At 71.5% G+C, this 18,100-nt stretch carries 17 protein-coding genes; 13 read left to right on the top strand and 4 right to left on the bottom strand.

Annotation, left to right across the window (positions count from 1 at the left end):
- Positions 1-113, bottom strand: a 113-nt coding sequence (locus tag ACGFIE_RS30340; RefSeq protein ID WP_393294597.1) for a helix-turn-helix domain-containing protein, incomplete at its 3' end; no start/stop codon positions are given.
- 544 nt (positions 114-657) lie between these two features.
- Between ACGFIE_RS30340 and ruvC the strand changes: the two genes are divergently transcribed.
- The 8 genes from ruvC to ACGFIE_RS30300 all read left to right on the top strand — a co-directional run bounded on the left by ruvC (position 658) and on the right by ACGFIE_RS30300 (position 10,130).
- Positions 658-1,185: a crossover junction endodeoxyribonuclease RuvC gene (gene ruvC / locus ACGFIE_RS30335; RefSeq protein WP_393301030.1), complete on the top strand. Its 528-nt coding sequence runs from the start codon at positions 658-660 to the stop codon at positions 1,183-1,185.
- Complete coding sequence (gene ruvA / locus ACGFIE_RS30330; RefSeq protein ID WP_354856024.1) at positions 1,182-1,784, top strand: Holliday junction branch migration protein RuvA; 603 nt, start codon at positions 1,182-1,184, stop codon at positions 1,782-1,784. Before ruvC ends, ruvA begins: the two co-directional genes overlap by 4 nt.
- A gap of 28 nt (positions 1,785-1,812) precedes the next feature.
- Positions 1,813-2,880, top strand: coding sequence for a Holliday junction branch migration DNA helicase RuvB (gene ruvB / locus ACGFIE_RS30325; RefSeq protein ID WP_393301027.1), 1,068 nt, complete (start codon positions 1,813-1,815; stop codon positions 2,878-2,880).
- Between the two features lie 138 nt (positions 2,881-3,018).
- Positions 3,019-3,357, top strand: a complete 339-nt coding sequence (gene yajC / locus ACGFIE_RS30320; RefSeq protein WP_007458273.1) for a preprotein translocase subunit YajC — start codon at positions 3,019-3,021, stop codon at positions 3,355-3,357.
- A 269-nt stretch (positions 3,358-3,626) separates the two neighbouring features.
- On the top strand, positions 3,627-5,567 hold the full coding sequence (gene secD, locus ACGFIE_RS30315) for a protein translocase subunit SecD (RefSeq protein ID WP_393301024.1): 1,941 nt from the start codon (positions 3,627-3,629) through the stop codon (positions 5,565-5,567).
- A 1-nt stretch (position 5,568) separates the two neighbouring features.
- Positions 5,569-6,762: a protein translocase subunit SecF gene (gene secF / locus ACGFIE_RS30310; protein ID WP_393301021.1), complete on the top strand. Its 1,194-nt coding sequence runs from the start codon at positions 5,569-5,571 to the stop codon at positions 6,760-6,762.
- A 104-nt stretch (positions 6,763-6,866) separates the two neighbouring features.
- Positions 6,867-7,433 (top strand): adenine phosphoribosyltransferase, encoded by a 567-nt coding sequence (locus ACGFIE_RS30305; protein WP_007458278.1) that lies wholly within the window; start codon positions 6,867-6,869, stop codon positions 7,431-7,433.
- 168 nt (positions 7,434-7,601) lie between these two features.
- The gene (locus ACGFIE_RS30300) at positions 7,602-10,130 is read left to right on the top strand and encodes a RelA/SpoT family protein (protein ID WP_393301018.1); all 2,529 of its coding nucleotides are present in this window, start codon (positions 7,602-7,604) and stop codon (positions 10,128-10,130) included.
- A gap of 64 nt (positions 10,131-10,194) precedes the next feature.
- Here ACGFIE_RS30300 and ACGFIE_RS30295 read toward each other — a convergent pair whose 3' ends face one another.
- Both ACGFIE_RS30295 and ACGFIE_RS30290 read right to left on the bottom strand, forming a co-directional pair.
- Positions 10,195-11,034 (bottom strand): peptidylprolyl isomerase, encoded by an 840-nt coding sequence (locus ACGFIE_RS30295; protein WP_393301015.1) that lies wholly within the window; start codon positions 11,032-11,034, stop codon positions 10,195-10,197.
- A gap of 59 nt (positions 11,035-11,093) precedes the next feature.
- Positions 11,094-11,972 (bottom strand): peptidylprolyl isomerase, encoded by an 879-nt coding sequence (locus ACGFIE_RS30290; protein WP_393301012.1) that lies wholly within the window; start codon positions 11,970-11,972, stop codon positions 11,094-11,096.
- Between the two features lie 264 nt (positions 11,973-12,236).
- Between ACGFIE_RS30290 and ACGFIE_RS30285 the strand changes: the two genes are divergently transcribed.
- The 3 genes from ACGFIE_RS30285 to ACGFIE_RS30275 all read left to right on the top strand — a co-directional run bounded on the left by ACGFIE_RS30285 (position 12,237) and on the right by ACGFIE_RS30275 (position 15,362).
- Positions 12,237-12,947 carry an MBL fold metallo-hydrolase gene (locus ACGFIE_RS30285; protein ID WP_393301009.1) on the top strand — a complete coding sequence of 237 codons (711 nt, stop codon included), beginning with the start codon at positions 12,237-12,239 and terminating at the stop codon, positions 12,945-12,947.
- Positions 12,948-13,020: 73 nt separating this feature from the next.
- Positions 13,021-14,349: a histidine--tRNA ligase gene (gene hisS, locus ACGFIE_RS30280; RefSeq protein ID WP_393301006.1), complete on the top strand. Its 1,329-nt coding sequence runs from the start codon at positions 13,021-13,023 to the stop codon at positions 14,347-14,349.
- Positions 14,350-14,420: 71 nt separating this feature from the next.
- Positions 14,421-15,362 carry an acyl-ACP desaturase gene (locus ACGFIE_RS30275; RefSeq protein ID WP_393301004.1) on the top strand — a complete coding sequence of 314 codons (942 nt, stop codon included), beginning with the start codon at positions 14,421-14,423 and terminating at the stop codon, positions 15,360-15,362.
- 104 nt (positions 15,363-15,466) lie between these two features.
- Here the strand turns inward: ACGFIE_RS30275 and ACGFIE_RS30270 are convergent, their stop codons facing one another.
- Entirely contained in the window at positions 15,467-15,979 is a 513-nt protein-coding gene (locus tag ACGFIE_RS30270; RefSeq protein ID WP_393301001.1) for a PaaI family thioesterase, read from the bottom strand.
- Positions 15,980-16,034: 55 nt separating this feature from the next.
- Between ACGFIE_RS30270 and ACGFIE_RS30265 the strand changes: the two genes are divergently transcribed.
- Both ACGFIE_RS30265 and ACGFIE_RS30260 read left to right on the top strand, forming a co-directional pair.
- Positions 16,035-16,511 (top strand): helix-turn-helix domain-containing protein, encoded by a 477-nt coding sequence (locus tag ACGFIE_RS30265; protein ID WP_363686964.1) that lies wholly within the window; start codon positions 16,035-16,037, stop codon positions 16,509-16,511.
- A 432-nt stretch (positions 16,512-16,943) separates the two neighbouring features.
- Complete coding sequence (locus ACGFIE_RS30260) at positions 16,944-17,987, top strand: S1 family peptidase (RefSeq protein ID WP_393300998.1); 1,044 nt, start codon at positions 16,944-16,946, stop codon at positions 17,985-17,987.
- The last annotated feature ends 113 nt before the right edge of the window (positions 17,988-18,100 follow it).

Here is an 18,100-nt window from a genome sequence, read left to right as displayed (position 1 = left end):
GAGATCGTCGACACCGACCGCTCCAACCTGCCCGCGATCGACCGCAACGACTCACCCGCAGCCCGACCCAACCCGATCTGTTCCCGCTCCAGCGGACTCAACCTCGACGCCATAACCACCCCAACGAAGAAAACGGAAGGGTGTTGCAACCACCAGTTGAGCCCGCCCGGCTAACGGAAACTGTCCAAGATCTCCGCGCGCAGGCAGCCGGAGACCGTCCCGGGCGGTCGAGGGGCGGCGTTATCGGCCACCGGCGGACGGCGCTGGGCCCGCGCGTCGACCGCGAAACCCAGGCGCAACCCGCGAGGCGCCGGGGCAAGGCCGCGAAGCCCGGGCACGCCGCGAAGCCCGGGCACGCCGCGAAGCCCGGGCACGCCGTGAGGGGCGGCCTGCGCCGTGAGGCACCTCGGCGCATGTTGCGAGGTCCCAACGCATGCAGCGAGGTCCCGACGCGCGCTGCACGGCTCCGGCGCGGGCCGCGAGCGCTCCGGCGCACGCCGCAGGGCCTTGGCGTGCGTCGGCGTGCCGGGAAGGTGGCGGCCACTGCGCGGGCGGATGCTGGCACGAATGCGAGGGCGTGTCCCGTGGGGCCGGTGGGAAGGGCTGCGGTTAGGGTGTCGAACACACGTACTGCTGACGGCTGGGGGAGGGGGCGGCGTGCGGGTGCTGGGGGTCGACCCGGGGTTGACGCGCTGTGGGGTGGGCGTCGTCGAGGGCGTGCCCGGTCGCCCCTGCAGGCTCATCGCCTACTACGTGGTCTACACCGACCCGGCCGACGACCTGGCGCTGCGCCTGCTGCACCTGGACCGGTCGCTGACCAAGCTGGTCGCCGAGCATCAGCCGGAGAGCGTCGCCGTCGAGCGGGTGTTCAGCCAGCACAACGTCCGTACGGTGATGGGCACCGCGCAGGCCAGCGGCATCGCCGTGCTGGCCGGGGCGCGGGCGGGGCTGCCGGTGCAGACGTACACCCCCAGCGAGGTGAAGGCGGCGGTGACCGGTTCCGGTCAGGCTGACAAGGCGCAGATGACCGCCATGGTGACCCGGCTGCTGCGGCTGGACGAGCCACCGAAGCCGGCCGACGCCGCTGACGCGCTCGCCCTGGCCATCTGCCACGTGTGGCGCGGTGGCACCCGCTCCAAGCTGGCCGCCGCGGCCGACCGGGCACGACGAGGAGGAGCACGATGATCGCCAGCGTGCGCGGCACGGTGACCGCGACGGGTCCGGATCTGGCCGTGATCGAGGTCGGCGGTGTCGGCCTGGCCGTGCACTGCGCCCCCGGGACGCTCGCGGAGCTGCGGGTGGGGCAGCCGGCCCGGCTGGCCACCAGCCTGGTGGTCCGGGAGGATTCGCTGACCCTCTACGGGTTCGCCGACGACGACGCCAAGGCGCTGTTCGAGCTGTTGCAGACCGCCAGCGGGGTCGGCCCGCGGCTGGCTCAGGCCGTGCTGGCCGTGCACACGCCGGACGCGGTCCGCAAGGCCATCGCCAACGCCGACACCGCCGCGCTGACCCGGGTTCCGGGGATCGGCAAGAAGGGCGCCGAGCGTCTGGTGCTGGAATTGCGGGACCGGATCGGCCCGGTGTCGATCGGCGCCGACGGGGTGGGGGGCGTGACCGGCGGCGCCTGGCCCGATCAGGTGCGCCAGGCGCTTGTCGGTCTGGGCTGGACGGCCGGTCAGGCCGACCAGGCCGTGGCCGCCGTGGCGGAGACCATCGACGGGGCCACCCCGCCCGTGCCGGTCCTGCTCAAGCAGGCCATCCGCCTGCTGGGTCGGACCCGATGACCGCCCGGCCGCGACGGGAGGCGGCACGGTGAGCGATACCGACGGGCTCGTCTCGGCGTACGTCAGTGATGCCGACCGGGACGCGGAGGCCACGGTGCGGCCCCGGCGGTTGGCCGAGTTCATCGCCCAGGACCGGGTGCGCGATCAGCTCGACCTGCTGTTGCAGGGCGCGATGCGGCGGGGTTCGCCCCCGGATCACATCCTGCTCTCCGGGCCACCCGGGCTGGGCAAGACGAGCCTGGCCAACATCGTCGCCGCGGAGCTGGGAGCGGGCATCCGGGTGACCAGCGGCCCGGCGATCGAGCGTTCCGGCGATCTGGCGGCGATCCTGACCAGCCTCGCCGAGGGCGACGTGCTCTTCATCGACGAGATCCACCGGATCGCCCGGCCGGCGGAGGAGCTGCTCTACAGCGCGATGGAGGACTTCCGGGTCGACGTGATCGTGGGCAAGGGTCCGGGGGCGACGGCGATCCCGCTGGACGTCGAGCCGTTCACCCTGGTCGGCGCGACCACCCGCTCGGGTCTGTTGACCGGGCCCATGCGGGACCGGTTCGGCTTCGTGGCGCACCTCGACTTCTACGCCCCGGCGGACCTGGAGACGCTGCTGCACCGGTCGGCGCGCATCCTCGGCGTGCCGATCACCGCTGACGGCGCGGCAGAGATCGCGGGCCGGTCCCGGGGCACCCCCCGGATCGCCAACCGGCTGCTGCGCCGCGTCCGCGACTACGCCGAGGTCCGGGGCGACGGTGTGGTCACCCTGGGCACCGCCCGTAAGGCGTTGACGGTGTACGACGTCGACGCGCTGGGCCTGGACCGGCTGGACCGGGCGGTGCTGACCGCGCTGGTGGATTCGTTCCGGGGCGGTCCGGTCGGGTTGTCCACCCTCGCCGTCGCGGTGGGGGAGCAGCCGGACACCGTCGAGGAGGTCTGCGAGCCGTTCCTGGTGCGGGCCGGCCTGTTGGCTCGTACCCCGCGGGGCCGGGTCGCCACGGAGGCCGCCTGGCGGCACCTGGGGCGTACACCGCCGAATGGTACATTTGGGATGGATGTCCCGTCTGCGCCCGATCTGTTCTCCCAGGACACCGATCAGCCGTGATGTGAACGTGATCTGTGCCGCATTCGGTGTTCTCAGGTGCAGGGATTAGACTTCGCCGCGGTCTGTACAGGATGTGAGAATCCGCCTCCGCTCCGGCACCCTCGTGCCGGGACGGTGGCCAATGGGAAGGCAGTAACCGTGCAATACCTTGCAGCGGGTGGTGGGGCCGGCGGCTTCACGCCGATCCTGATGATCGTCCTGCTCTTCGGCGTCATGTACTTCATGATGATCCGTCCGCAGCAGAAGCGTCGCCGCGACGCGGAGGCCATGCAGTCCGGGCTGGGCCCGGGCGACGAGGTCGTGACGATCGGTGGGCTCTACGGCACGGTCACCGGCGTCGAGGACGACGCCGTTCTGCTCGAGATCGCTCCGGGCGTGCAGACCCGCTACGCGCGGCCGGCCATCGCCCGGGTGGTCACCCGCGCGGAGCTGCCGAGCGAGCCGGTCACCGAGGACGCGGACACCGTCAAGGACTGATCCGGGCGGCGGCCCTGGCGTACGGCCAGGCGACCGGCGCTCGGAGCCACCGCGCCCGACGGGGCAGCGGACGCGATGTGAAAACTGGATAGTTGGGTCGACGCCGGGCGTCGGCACGTTCCCGTGACCGTCGGCGTCCCACGCCGGCGCGTCCGGTCAGCGTGCCGACATCCCCGTCGGCCAGGTCAGACCCGTTGGCCGGGACCCCCGGCCCGACACTCGCCGCCGCCGCGCGCAGCGGCGCGACCGTACAGGGAGACAGGACAACCGTGGCACCACCTCAGGGACAGATGCGACCCGGCCGGCAGCTCGCCGTGCTCGGGTTCATCTTCGTCGTCCTCTATCTTTTGGTGTTCTTCTCGGGCGGCGCCAGCGGCAGCTTCAAGGACCGGCTGGAGCCCAAGCTCGGCCTGGACCTCATCGGCGGCACCCGGATGACGCTGGAGGCGACCAACAACGTCGACGGCAAGCCCCCGACGGCCGAGAACCTCGAGGAGGCCCGGCAGATCATCGAGAACCGGGTCAACGGGCTCGGCGTGGCCGAGGCCGAGGTGGTCACCGAGGGCAACCGGAACATCGTCATCTCCCTGCCCGGTGAGAACCGGAACCTCGACGAGGTGGGCAGCGCCGCCGAGCTGCGCTTCCGCAAGGTGCTCAAGGCCGCTGACGGCAGCGGTACGGCCGCCGCGCCCGCTCCCACGGGGGCCCCGCCGGGCAGCGTCACCCCGTCCGGCGCTCCCTCGGCGACCCCGTCGGGCAGCGGCGCGCCCAAGGTGAGCACGTCGGCAAGCGTCGCGCCGAAGGTGAGCACGTCGGCCAGCGGTGGGCAGGGCGGTATGGCGCCCGCGCCGTCCGCCAGCGCCACGCCGACCCCCTCGGCTTCGGCCTCTGCCTCGGCTCCGGCGGGTGCCGCCGCGCCGTCCGCCAGCGCCGAGCCGGTGCCGGCGAGTGTCGAGGAGCAGCGCAAGGCCGTCGAGCAGAAGGTCGGCGCCGCCGCCTGGCAGGCCGCCAGCGGTTTGCAGGCCCCCGCCGACCTGAGCGCCGACCCGTCGCTGGGCGACAAGCTGAAGCCGTTCAGCGCGCTGTCGCCGCAGGAGGTCGCAGTGCTGCCGGCGCAGATGCAGTTCAACGTGCCGACGATCAGTTGCGCCCAGCTCGACAAGCGCCCCCCGGCGTCGATCTCGGCCGAGAAGCAGCAGGTCGTCGCCTGCGAGGGCGGCGCCTCGAAGTACCTGCTGGACCAGGCCAAGGTGCTGGGCACCGACGTGGACGACGCCGACGCGGTGCTCGACCAGACCAACGCCTGGGTGGTCAGCCTCGACTTCACCGGTGACGGCCAGGCCAAGTGGACCGCGTTGACCCGCGAGTCGTTCACCAACGAGGGCCAGGCCTGCGACGCGTCCGCTCTCGGCCAGGACGGCAAGTGCCGCGTGGCCGTCGTGCTGGACAACGAGATCGTCTCCTCCCCGGAGATCCAGGCTGTGCTGACCGGCAACTCCCAGATCACCGGCAGCTTCACCCAGAAGGACGCCAGCGCTCTCGCCGGCCAGCTCCGCTACGGCGCGCTGCCGGTGACCTTCAAGCCGCAGGAGTCGCAGAACGTCACCGCGACCCTGGGCGCCAGCCACCTGCGGGCAGGTCTGCTCGCCGCCGGCATCGGCATGCTGCTGGTCATCATCTACGCGTTCTTCTACTACCGGCTGCTCGGCTCGGTGATCTTCCTGAGCCTGATCCTGTCCGCGCTGCTCGTCTTCGGCGCGCTTGTGGTGCTCGGCCGGCAGATCGGCTTCACGCTCACGCTCGCCGGCATCGCCGGCATGATCGTCTCGCTCGGTGTGGCGGCGGACTCGTTCGTCATCTACTTCGAACGACTCAAGGACGAGATCCGGGAGGGGCGCAGCCCGCGCAGCGCGGTGCCCCGCGCCTGGGTCCGCGCCCGCCGGACGATCATCTCGGCCAACGCGATCACCCTGCTCTCCGCGGTGGTGCTCTACGTGGTCTCGGTCGGCACGGTCAAGGGCTTCGCGTTCGCCCTCGGCCTCGCCACGGTGCTGGACCTGGTCGTGGTCTTCCTCTTCCGGCACCCGATCATGACGATGTTCGCCCGGACCCGGGCGTTCCTGTCCCCGCGGGTCAGCGGCCTGGGCCGGGCGCTTCCGGCCCGCAGCCAGCAGACTCAGCCCCGCAACCCGCGCGCCAAGGAGGCCTGAGATGGCTCAGAACGGTCTGGCGAGCCGCCTCTACAACGGCGAGGCCGGTCTCAACGTCGTCGGTAGGCGCAAGCTCTGGTTCGGTGTCGCCGGGATCCTGATCCTGATCGCGATCCTGAGCGTCTCGATCCGCGGGTTCAGCCTCGGCATCGAGTTCGCCGGCGGCAACTCCTTCCAGGTGCCGGCAAGCGTCGGCACCATGGACAGGGCCGAGGAGCAGGTAAACGCCGCGCTCGCGGCCGAGGGCGGCGGCGCCGAGGTGGCGACGGCGCAGAAGGTCGGCGGCACGGGCGGCGACTCGTACGAGTTCCGTACCGGTCAGCTCAGCGCGGAGCAGACCACCGCGGTCAAGGCCGACATCGCCAAGCGGTTCGGCATCGACGCGGGCCAGATCAGCGGCAACCAGGTCAGCGAGGCGTGGGGCAGCCAGGTCACCTCGCGGGCCCTGCTCGGCCTGGTCATCTTCATCGCGCTGGTGATGGTCTACCTGATCCTGCGCTTCGAGTGGCGAATGGCGGTCGCCGCGGTGGCGTCGCTGTTCACGAACCTGATCCTCACCGCCGGCATCTACTCGCTCGTCGGCTTCGAGGTCACGCCGTCGACGATCATCGGCTTCCTCACGATCCTGGGCTTCGCGCTCTACGACGTGGTGGTGGTCTTCGACAAGGTGCAGGAGAACACCCGGGGCATCACCGCCAACAACAACCTGACGTACGGCGAGGCGGCCAACCTGGCCGTCAACCAGAGCCTCATGCGGTCGCTGAACACCTCGGTGGTGGCCCTGCTGCCCGTCGGTGGTCTGCTCTTCATCGGCGCCGGTCTGCTCGGCGCCGGCACGCTGAAGGACCTCGGCCTGGTGCTGTTCGTCGGTATGGCGGTGGCGTTCCTGACCTCCATCCTGGTGGCGACGCCGCTGCTGGCGCTGCTGAAGAACTACGACCCGCGCATCCAGGCGCACAACAAGCGGGTGCAGGCCCGCCGGGGTGCGCCGAGCCGTGGCGAGGTCAGCGGCAAGGGTGCCCCGGCCCCGGTCGACGGCGAGGTGGCCGACGCGCCGCTCGACCCGGAGTCCGCCGCGCTGGCCGGCGCCGCCCCGAAGGTGGGCGCGCGGCCGGCGGGCAAGCGGCCGACCGGTGTCCGGGGTGGCCGCCCCGGCGGCGGCGGCAACCGGCCGGGTGGCGCCAAGCGGCGCTGATCGGCCCCGGGGTCGACCCGGGAGGAAACGCCTGAACGGCGTCCGGCATGCTGTGCGAGCAGCATGCCGGACGCCGTCGTCGTCGGAAGGGAAGCGGAACAGCCGTGACGGAGACCCACAGCACCGCGGCGCGCGGGGACAGCGGCCCGGAGGCCGCCCGGTTGGTGGCCAGCCGGGTGCTGGACGTGCCGGACTTCCCCAAGCCCGGTGTCCTGTTCAAGGACCTGATGCCGCTGTTCGCCGACGGCAAGGCGTTCCGCGAGGTGGTCGACGGGATCGTCGCGTACCACGGGCGGGACGGCTTCGACGTGGTGGTGGGCATCGAGGCGCGCGGCTTCGTCGTCGCGGCGGCTGTCGCGTACGCGGCCGGGGTGGGCGTGGTGCCGGTGCGCAAGGCCGGCAAGCTGCCCCGCCCGGCGCACTCGGTGTCGTACGCCCTGGAGTACGGCGAGGCGACCCTGGAGGTGCACGAGGACGCCTTCACGGCCGGCCACCGGGTGCTTGTCGTCGACGACGTGCTGGCCACCGGCGGCACCGCCGAGGCGACGCTGGACCTGGTCGAGCGGGCCGGCGGAACGGTCACGGGCTTCACAGTGCTGCTGGAGCTGGGCTTCCTGGGAGCGCGCGAGCGGCTTGCCCCACGTCCGGTGCATGCCCTGTTGACCGTTTGATCCCGGCCCGCCGGGCGGAGGTCAGGCCGACCGTCCGGCGGAGCGGCACCCGACCGTCCGTGCGGGTAGCATTGCCCTTTGCTGACGCCGGCGGTACACCGTCCGGCGAGCGCGACCAGGCCGGCCGAGGTTCGGCCGGTGTGTTTCCGGCGAGCGGTGAGGAGGCCGGTGTCCCACGATGTCGTCCCTCCGGCGGAGGGCACGGTGCACCCCACAGGCGACGCTGACGGCTCGGTGACCGACCGGAACGGCGACGCGCCGGCCCGGGTGACGGGCACCGACAACGGTTCCGGCAGCTCTCCTGCCGATGGCGCGACGGCTCCGACCGGCATCGCGGCGGGTCCCACCACCGAGGCGCCCCCGGGCGCCGACGGGGTCGTGGTCCCGTTCCCGACCGACGCCGACGTCGACCCGTCGCCGAGCGGTGGCTTCGCGTTGTCCAACGCGCCCACCGGTCGTCGGGTACGCGCCCGGCTGGCCCGGTTCAACGCGCCCTGGCAGACCTCGCAGGTCAGCGAGGTGCTGGAGCCGCTCATCGCGAGCCACCGGGAAAACCACCCGAAGGCCGATGCCCGGCTGCTGCAGCGTGCCTTCGACACGGCCGCGCGGTGGCACTCCGGGCAGTACCGCAAGTCCGGCGATCCGTACATCACCCACCCGCTCGCCGTCGCCACCATCCTCGGCAACCTGGGGATGGACACCACCACCCTGGTCGCCGCGCTGCTGCACGACACCATCGAGGACACCGAGTACACCCTCGACGCGATGCGCGCCGACTTCGGTGGCGAGGTCGCCCTGCTTGTCGACGGCGTCACGAAGCTCGACAAGGTCAAGCTGGGCGACGCCGCCAAGGCCGAGACGATCCGCAAGATGGTCGTGGCGATGGCCAAGGATCCGCGGGTGCTGGTGATCAAGCTGGCCGACCGGATGCACAACATGCGGACGTTGACCTTCCTGCCCCGCCCCAAGCAGGAGCAGAAGGCCAAGGAGACGCTGGAGATCCTCGCGCCGCTGGCCCACCGGCTCGGTATGAACACGATCAAGTGGGAGCTGGAGGACCTGGCGTTCGGCACGCTGTTCCCCAAGCGCTTCGAGGAGATCAACCGGCTGATCGGCGAGCACCAGCCGCAGCGGGAGTCGCTGCTGCGACAGGTGACGCAGAAGGTCGGCACCGACCTGAAGGCCGCCAAGATCAAGGCGGAGACGACCGGACGGCCGAAGCACCTCTACTCGATCTACCAGAAGATGATCGTGCGGGGTCGCGACTTCAACGACATCTACGACCTGGTCGGCGTCCGGATCCTGGTCGACACCGTGCGGGACTGCTACGCGGCGCTCGGCGTGATCCACGCCAACTGGCAGCCGGTGCCGGGGCGGTTCAAGGACTACATCGCGATGCCCAAGTTCAACATGTACCAGTCGTTGCACACGACTGTCATCGGCCCCACCGGCAAGCCGGTGGAGATGCAGATCCGCACGTACGCGATGCACCGCACCGCCGAGTTCGGCATCGCCGCGCACTGGAAGTACAAGGAGCACAAGGGCACCCAGATCGTCGGCCCGCCGGCGCACATCGACGAGATGACCTGGCTGCGGCAGCTGCTGGACTGGCAGCGGGAGGCGGCCGACCCGAGCGAGTTCCTGGACGCGCTGCGCTTCGACCTGTCCAGCCAGGAGGTGTACGTCTTCACCCCGAAGGGTGACGTCATCCCGCTGCCGACCGGGTCGACGCCCGTGGACTTCGCCTACGCGGTGCACACCGAGGTCGGGCACAAGTGCATCGGCGCGCGGGTCAACGGCAAGCTGGTGCCCCTCGAATCGACGCTGTCCAACGGCGACGTGATCGAGATCTTCACGTCCAAGTCCGAGACCGCCGGCCCCACACAGGACTGGCTGGGCTTCGTCAAGAGCCCTCGCGCCCGCACCAAGATCCGCCAGTACTTCAACAAGGAGCGGCGCGAGGAGGCGATCGAGGCCGGCAAGGACGCGATCGTCAAGGCGATGCGCAAGCAGGGCATGCCGTTGCAGCGGATGCTCACCTCCGACGCGCTGATGTCGATCGCCCGGGACCTGCACCTCGCCGACGTGGCGTCGCTGTACGCGGCGGTCGGCGACAGCCAGGTTTCGGCGCAGTCGGTGGTACAGAAGCTGATGGCCGCGTACGGCGGCGAGGAGGGCGCGGCGGAGGACATCGCCGAGACCGCCGTCGCCACCCGGCCGCCGCGCAGCCGGCAGAGCAGCAGCGACCCCGGCGTGGTGGTCCGCGGCGTCAGTGACGTCTGGATCAAGCTGGCCCGCTGCTGCACCCCGGTCCCACCGGACTCGGTGTTCGGCTTCGTCACCCGCTCCGGCGGGGTGAGTGTGCACCGCGACGACTGCGCCAACGCCGAGGACCTGCGGGCGCAGGCCGAGCGGGTGGTCGAGGTGAGTTGGAAGCTCACGTCCGCCTCCACGTTCCTGGTGGCGATCCAGGTCGAGGCACTGGACCGGCACAAGCTGCTCGCCGACGTGACCCGGGTGCTCTCCGACGAGCGGGTCAACATCCTGTCCGCGACGGTCACCACCACCCGCGACCGGGTGGCGGTGAGCCGGTTCAGCTTCGAGATGGCCGACCCGAAGCACCTGGGCCACCTGCTGGCCACCGTCCGCAAGGTCGACGGGGTCTTCGACGCGTACCGGGTCACCTCGGGCGCCTGAACCCCGTACCCCGCACACGGAAGCGCCCGCCGGCTCAGCCGGCGGGCGCTTCGTTGCTCGGGTCTCAGCCCTGCGGCGCGCTCATCGTGAGGTCGGTGATCACGACCTCCTTCTTCGGGTGGCCGCCACCGGCCTGCTTGGCGAACGCCCCGTCGTCGCCGGCCTTGGCCACGTCCTTGACGATGTCCATGCCGCCCGTGACGGTGCCCAGCACCGTGTACGCCGGGTCCAGCGGCGAGTCGCCGTAGACGATGAAGAACTGGCTTCCGGTGCTGCCCGGCTGGCCGGAGTTGGCCATCGCGATGACGCCCTCCGGGTACGGCGGGCGCTTGTCGGTGGGCAGGTTCTCCTCCGGCAGGCGGAAGCTCGGGCCACCCGTGCCGTCGGTGTCCCGCCAGCCCTTGCCGGTGGCGCTCGGGTCACCGCACTGCAGCACCTTGATGCCCTCGGTCACCAGGCGGTGGCACTTGCTGTTGTCGAAGAAGTTCTTCTCCGCCAGGTAGCTGAACGCACCCGCCGTGCACGGCACCTGCGACCTGTCGACCTTGGCCGTGATCGGGCCCAGGTTGGTGGTGATCGTCATGGTCTGCACGCCGGTGCCCGACTGCTCGTTGCTGGGCGTCCCGACGTCCTTGATCTGCGGGGGCCGCTGGTCGGTGGGCATCGCGTTGTAGACGCACTCCCTGGCGCCGGGCGCCGAGGCGGCGGTGCCGCTCTTGTCGTCGTCGCCGCCGAGGCTCGTGACCAGCCAGACGGTGCCGGCGACCACGAGCACCAGCACGGCGGCGGCCCCGACGATCGCCTGCGTCTGGCGGCGCTTGCGGGCCTTGGCCGAGCGCTCGGCCATCTCCTTCTCGAGTCGGGCGCGTGCCGCCGCGCGCTGCCGCTCTCTGGTGGACGTCACGCCTGGATCCTCCTGGCTGTTTGCTGCGGGGTGCCGCTCGGGTGGGGTGGGGCGACCGGTCACCCGGCGCTCGGGCTGCTGGCCGGTGCGCCGGACGACGCCGGTGCCGCGCCGGTGGTCGGCTCGCCGACCGTGAGGCTCTGGATCACCACGTCGGTCTTGGGCTTGACCTTGGCCCCGGTCCCATTGTCCACGGTCGGCTGGGCGCCGATCTTCTCCACCACGTCGAGCCCACCGGTCACCTTGCCGATCACCGGGTACTTCGGGTCCGTGGTGGTGAAGTCCTTGAAGAAGATCAGGAACTGGCTGCCGTTGACACCCGGCGGGTTCGAGATCATCGCCACAGTGCCCTTGGGGTACGTCGGCGGCTGGCCGGGCGCCGGGCTGGCCGACGGCGAGGCCGACGGCACGGTCGGTACGTCCTCGTCGTAGAACGAGTAGGTCGGCCCGCCGAGGCCGGTGCCGCTGGGGTCACCGCAGCGCAGCGCGCCGTCGGCGGTGATCTCGTGGCACTTGGTGTTGTCGTAGAACGACCGGCTCGCCAGGTGGGCGATGCTCGCCGCCGCGCACGGGGAGTTGGTCAGGTTCAGCTCGGCGGTGACCGGCGCACCCTGGTTGGTGGTGACTGTCATCGCCCGGGTGCCGTCGGTCGGCAGGTCCTTGGTCGCCGGCGTGCCGACGTCCTTGAGGTTGGTGTTGGCGCTCGCGTCCTGCGGCGTCCAGAGGCAGGTGTCGGACGCGGCCGTGTTCTGCTTCGGGTCGGAGTCGAACGCCCCGAGCGCCCAGGCCGAGCCGGCCACGATCACCGCGAGGACCAGGAAGGCGCCCACACCGGCCTGGATCTGCCGGCGGCGCCGCGTGGCGGCGGCCCGGCGAGCCAACTGCCGGTCGAGCTTGGCCCGCGCGAGTTTGCGCTGCCGGTCCCTGCTGGAAGCCACAGGTGCTCCCCTTTCCTCTGCCTGGTCGTCACCGGCGGCCGGGTACCCCGGCCCGTCCGGGCGTCGCGTGTGCCACGCCACACGCCCGCCAGAGTGTACGGCTAGTGACTGGGAATGTGGTGTACGAGGTCCACCCCGCCGCCAGCAGCCCATATCGTGCGATGTCACTGTGTCGGATGGGGCCGCGGGGGCGGACGCGCCAAACGCGCTCGCGCCGCCGGTTAGGCTGCTCAGGACGACAGCTCGACGGAGAGGACAGCGCCCGTGCTCGTGGCCGGCTTTCCCGCGGACGCCTTCGGCACCAACTGCTATGTGGTGGCCACCGCGCCGGGGGAGCAGTGCGTGGTGGTCGATCCCGGCATCGGGGTGCTCGACCAGCTCGACGCGCTGCTCGCCGAGCACCGCCTGCATCCGGCCGCCGTGCTGCTCACCCACGGCCACCTGGACCACACGTTCTCGGTGGCGCCGGTCTGCGGTGCGCGCGGGATCACCGCGTACGTGCACCCCGGCGACCGGGAGATGCTCGCCGACCCGGCCAAGGGCCTGTCGGCCGACCTGACCTCGCTCTTCGGTGGCCGGCTGACCTACACCGAGCCGGAGGACGTGGCCGACCTGACCGACGGCGCCACCCTCACGCTCGCCGGCCTGGAGATCGCTGTCGACCACGCCCCGGGCCATACCGGCGGGTCGGTGCTGTTCCGGCTGCCCGGCGCCGGGTCGGGCTGGGAGGCGGACGAGATCTGCCTCTCCGGCGACGTCCTCTTCGCCGGCTCGATCGGCCGCACCGACCTGCCCGGCGGCAGTATGCCGGCGATGCTCACCAGCCTGCGCGACAAGATCCTCCCGCTGGCCGACGACACAGTCGTGCTGCCCGGCCACGGCCCCGGCACCACCATCGGCCGCGAGCGCGCCAGCAACCCGTACCTCCTCGAGGTGGCCGGCGCGACGCCGGCCGCGCCCACCCGGGGCCTCTAGTTCTTTCGTCCGCGCCGCGCGCGGACCCACGACACCACCGCGCCGCGGGCGCGGAATCGCAAGGAGTACGCCGATGAGCAAGCCCACGCCCATCTCCGGTTTCCCGGAGTGGACCCCCGGTCAGCGGATGATCGAGCAGTACGTGCTCGACAAGATCCGGGACACCTTCGAGCTGTACGGGTTCGCGCCGCTGGAGACCCGCGCCGTGGAGCCGCTGGACCAGCTGCTGCGCAAGGGCGAGACCTCGAAGGAGGTCTACGTGATCCGGCGGCTGCACGCGGACGCCGAGGGCACCGGCGGTGACGACCAGCTCGGCCTGCACTTCGACCTGACCGTGCCCTTCGCCCGCTACGTGCTGGAGAACGCCGGCAAGCTGACCTTCCCGTTCCGCCGCTACCAGATCCAGAAGGTGTGGCGGGGCGAGCGACCGCAGGAGGGGCGCTACCGGGAGTTCGTCCAGGCCGACATCGACATCGTCGACCGGGACACCCTGGCCCCGCACCACGAGGCGGAGATGCCCCTCGTGATCGGGGACGCGCTGCGTGCCCTGCCGATCCCACCGGTGACCATCCAGGTCAACAACCGCAAGATCTGGGAGGGCTTCTTCCGGGGCATCGGGGTGACCGACCCGGAGGCGGCGCTGCGCACCGTCGACAAGCTCGACAAGATCGGCCCGGTGAAGGTGGCCGAACTGCTGGCCGAGACCGCCGGGGCGAGCGAGGCGCAGGCCAAGGCGTGCCTGTCGCTGGCCGAGATCTCCGCGCCGGACGCCTCCTTCGCCGACGCCGTACGCGCGCTCGGCGTCAACGACCCGCTGCTCGACGAGGGCATCGAGGAGCTGGTCGGTGTGGTGGAGACCGCCACCGAGCACGCGCCGGGCCTCTGCGTGGCCGACCTGCGCATCGCCCGTGGCCTGGACTACTACACGGGCACCGTCTACGAGACCCAGCTGCGCGGGTACGAGCGGTTCGGGTCGATCTGCTCGGGCGGCCGCTACGACAACCTGGCCACGGCCGGCAACGTCTCGTACCCCGGGGTGGGCATCTCGATCGGTGTTACCCGGCTGCTCGGGCTGCTCTTCGGCGCGGGGGAGCTGTCGGTCTCCCGTTCGGTGCCCACCTGTGTCCTGGTGGCACTGGCCGACGAGGAGCACCGCCCCGCCAGCGGCCGGATCGCGTCGGCGCTGCGCCGGCGGGGCATCGCCACCGAGGTGTCGCCGAGCGCGGCGAAGTTCGGCAAGCAGATCCGCTACGCCGAGCGGCGCGGAATCCCGTACGTCTGGTTCCCGGGGGCCGACGGCGCGCCGGACGAGGTGAAGGACATCCGCTCGGGTGAGCAGGTCACGGCCGACGCCGGGGAGTGGGCGCCGCCCCGGGAGGACCTGAAGCCGACGGTCGGTTGAGTGTCACGACTGGCGCGGACGGCCGCGGGGACCTACGGTAGCGTAAGTTACGCCACCGTAGGGAGTTACTCGTGACCGTGAGCACCACACTGAGCCAGACCGCGCTCCTCGTCGAGCTGGAGCCGGTTGTCGCCCGCAACCTCGACCGCCACCTCTCGCTGGCCAAGGAGTGGTTCCCGCACGAGTACGTGCCGTGGAGCGAGGGGCGGACCTTCGACGGACCGCTCGGCGGCGAGGCGTGGTCACCGACCGACTCCACGATTCCCGACGTGGCCCGCACGGCGCTGATCGTGAACCTGCTGACCGAGGACAACCTGCCCTCGTACCACCACGAGATCGCCACCCTGTTCGGCCGCGACGGCGCGTGGGGCACCTGGGTGCACAGGTGGACCGCGGAGGAGGGTCGGCACGGGGTCGCGATCCGCGACTACCTGACCGTCACCCGCGCGGTGGACCCGGTGGCATTGGAGCGGGCCCGGATGACGCACATGTCGGAGGGGTACACCAACGCCCACGGCGACGAGGTGCTGCACTCGCTGGCGTACGTCTCGTTCCAGGAGCTGGCCACCCGCATCTCGCACCGCAACACCGGCAAGGCCACCGGCGACCCCGCCTGCGAGGCGCTGCTGGCCCGGGTGGCCGCCGACGAGAACCTGCACATGGTCTTCTACCGCAACCTGCTCGCCGCCGCGTTCGAGCTGGCCCCGAGTCAGGCCATGCGGGCCGTCGCCGACGTGGTGGCCGACTTCCAGATGCCGGGCAACGGCATCGACGGGTTCGCCCGCAAGTCGGTGGCGATCGCCCTCGCCGGCATCTACGACCTGCGCCAGCACCGCGACGATGTGCTCCAGCCGGTGCTGCGCCAGTGGGACGTCTTCAACGTGACGGGCCTGAACGCCGACGGCGAAGCCGCCCGCGAACAACTGGCCACCCAGCTCGACGCCCTGGAAAACGCGGCAGCCCGCTTCGAAGAAAAGCGCGACGCCCGAGCAGCCCGCCTAGCCCTCCGCTAAACCCCACCCCACCCCACCCCGCCTCCCTTCTGTTGTTGATCATGAAGTTGTTGCCGCGACACGCCGACGAGGCGGGCAATAACTTCATGATCAACGCGGTGGGGTTAGGGGAGGGGGAGGGGGAAGAGGAGGCAGGTGCTTGTCGCGTGGGCTATCAGGCGGTTTCCCGCGTCCGTCAGGCGGGCTTCGGCCAGGGCCGTGCGGCGGCCGCGTTGCAGCACCGTGCCCTCGCAGCGCAGCGTGCCGCTGTCGACGGTGACCGGGCGGAGGAACTTCACGTTCAGGTCCAGCGAGGTGTAGCCGACCCCGGCGGGCAACGTGGTGTGTACGGCGCAGGCGGCGGCGGTGTCCAGCAGGGTCGAGATGACGCCACCGTGGACGGTGCCCAGCGGGTTGTAGTGGAACTCCTGCGGGACCATCTCGACGGCGACCCGCCCCTCGTCGGCCTCCATCCGCGCCATGTCGATCAGGTGCATCACCGGGGGTGCGGCCAGCTCGCCGGCGATCATCGCGCGGAGCAGGTCGAGGCCGCTGCGCCGACCGACCTGCGCCGCGTTGGCCGCCGGGTCGGACCAGGTGAAGGTACGGCTGCGCGCCGGCTCCTGGGTCTGTGTCATGGACGCAGCGTGGCAGCACGTTGCTGAGTCTGTCAATGAGACCTAGCCTGGTCGGATGACACCCGCGGCACTGGACTGGTCGGTGGAGAACTGCACCATCGCCCGAGCGATGGAGATCCTCGGCGAGCGGTGGACGATGGTGGTGCTGCGGGAGGTCTTCAGCGGCGTACGACGCTTCGACGACATGCGCGTTCGCACCGGGATTCCACGTCAGGTCCTCACCAACCGGCTGGCCGTGCTCGTCGAGCGGGGCGTGCTGCGTCGTGAGCCGTACCGGGAGCCTGGCAGCCGGGTGCGCCACGAGTACCGGCTGACGGAGAAGGGTCTGGCCCTCTGGCCGGTGCTGGTCGCCGTGCTCGGGTGGGGTGACCGCTACCTGGCCGACGCCGAGGGCTCGGCCCTGAGCGTCGAGCACCGCGACTGCGGCGCCCCGGTACGCGTCGAGCTGCGCTGCGCCGACGGGCACCCGGTGGATGACCCCCGCGACGTGGTGCCCCGCCCGGGCCCCGGCGCACGCCGCCGTACCCCCTGACGCCGCCGCGCCGCCTGTCCGCCGCGCCGCCTGTCCGCCGCGCCGCCTGTCCGCCGCGCCGCCTGTCCGCTGCGCCGCCTGTCCGCTGCGCCGTCGCACGTCCGCCCTGCCGCCGGCCGGTCCGCCGTGCCGCTCGATCCGTGGAGGTGCGGCGGCGGGGTTGTGGCGTCAACGGCGGCGGTTGGCGAGCGGTGTCCGAAACGGATCCGGTGGTCGTCGAGGTGTGACGGCAGGTGTCCGCGAGCGTGTCAGCGGTGTTGCGGAGGTGTGACCGGCGGGGGTCGGCGAATTCGGGCGAAACCCAGTCTTGTCAATGATCTTAAGTATGTGAATACTTCAGTGCACTCGGCCGGTTTTCGCAGATCGGCCGGGTCGCCCTCGGGTCAGCCACCCCCGGCCAGACCCGTCTCCCCCGCCCAGGAGGTTTGTTACATGCGACCCACGAGGTCCTCATTCCGCGTTGCGGCGACCGTTGCCGTGAGCGGAACCCTGGTCGTCGGTTCGCTCATCGGCGCACCCGCCCAGGCCGCCCCCGCCGCCTCGCCCGACGCCGCCGCGGCCCTCTCCGCTCAGCTCGGTGACCGCTCCGCCGGCTCGTACATCGACGCCAGCGGCAAGACCGTCGTCACGGTGACCGACGCCGCCGCGGCGCGTACGGTCAGCAACGCCGGAGCGAGCGTCCGGTACGTCGCCCGCGGCGCCGCCGAGCTCAACCGGGCCACCGCCGAGCTGGAGCGCTCGGCGAAGATCCCGGGCACCGCCTGGTGGAGCGACCCGTTCACCAACCAGGTGGTCGTCTCCGTCGACAGCACCGTCACCGGCGCCAGGCTGGAGCGGGTCAAGGCCGCCGCGGCGCGCGCCAACGGCGCGGTGCGGGTCGAGGCCGAGGCCGGTGTGCTGAGCACCCGCATCTCGGGTGGCCAGGCCATCTACACCGGCGGCTACCGCTGCTCGCTCGGCTTCAACGTGCGCAGCGGCAGCACCTACTACTTCCTGACCGCCGGGCACTGCACCAACCTCGGCACGAACTGGTACTCGAACTCCAGCCAGACCACCCTGCTGGGCACCCGTACCGGCACCAGCTTCCCGGGCAACGACTACGGCATCGTGCGGCACAACAACTCCGCCAACGCCGCCGGTAACGTCTACCTCTACAACGGCAGCTACCGGGACATCACCGGCAGCGGCAACGCGTCGGTCGGCCAGTCGGTGCAGCGCTCCGGCAGCACCACCGGCCTGCGCAGCGGCACGGTGAGCGCGACCAACGCCACGGTGAACTACGCCGAGGGCTCGGTCTCCGGCCTCATCCGCACCAACGTCTGCGCCGAGGGTGGCGACAGCGGTGGTTCGCTCTTCTCCGGTGGCACCGCGCTCGGCCTCACCTCCGGTGGCAGCGGCAACTGCAGCAGCGGCGGCACCACCTACTTCCAGCCCGTCACCGAGGCCCTGAGCCGCTACGGCGTCAGCGTCTTCTGATCGATGCACCGCCCGCGGGTCGCCGGATTCCTCCGGCGGCCCGCGTCGCGCGTCCGGGGGCGCCGCCGAGGCCGGGCCGCCCGCACCGCGACCTACGCGTGCGGGCCCGGCGT

Origin of the sequence: Micromonospora sp. NPDC049275 (assembly GCF_043197115.1) — a bacterium.
In the GTDB taxonomy this organism is placed as follows: Bacteria; Actinomycetota; Actinomycetes; order Mycobacteriales; family Micromonosporaceae; genus Micromonospora.
Note: the sequence above shows the minus strand (reverse complement) of the source record. Positions and strands in the feature narration are given on the sequence as shown.

Excerpts from the sequence above, each read along its gene's own strand:
- ACGFIE_RS30270 (WP_393301001.1), bottom strand. The coding sequence starts at position 15,979 with ATGACACAGACCCAGGAGCCGGCGCGCAGCCGTACCTTCACCTGGTCC.
- ACGFIE_RS30265 (WP_363686964.1), top strand. The coding sequence starts at position 16,035 with ATGACACCCGCGGCACTGGACTGGTCGGTGGAGAACTGCACCATCGCC.
- ACGFIE_RS30260 (WP_393300998.1), top strand. The coding sequence starts at position 16,944 with ATGCGACCCACGAGGTCCTCATTCCGCGTTGCGGCGACCGTTGCCGTG.
- secF (WP_393301021.1), top strand. The coding sequence starts at position 5,569 with ATGGCTCAGAACGGTCTGGCGAGCCGCCTCTACAACGGCGAGGCCGGT.
- hisS (WP_393301006.1), top strand. The coding sequence starts at position 13,021 with ATGAGCAAGCCCACGCCCATCTCCGGTTTCCCGGAGTGGACCCCCGGT.
- ruvA (WP_354856024.1), top strand. The coding sequence starts at position 1,182 with ATGATCGCCAGCGTGCGCGGCACGGTGACCGCGACGGGTCCGGATCTG.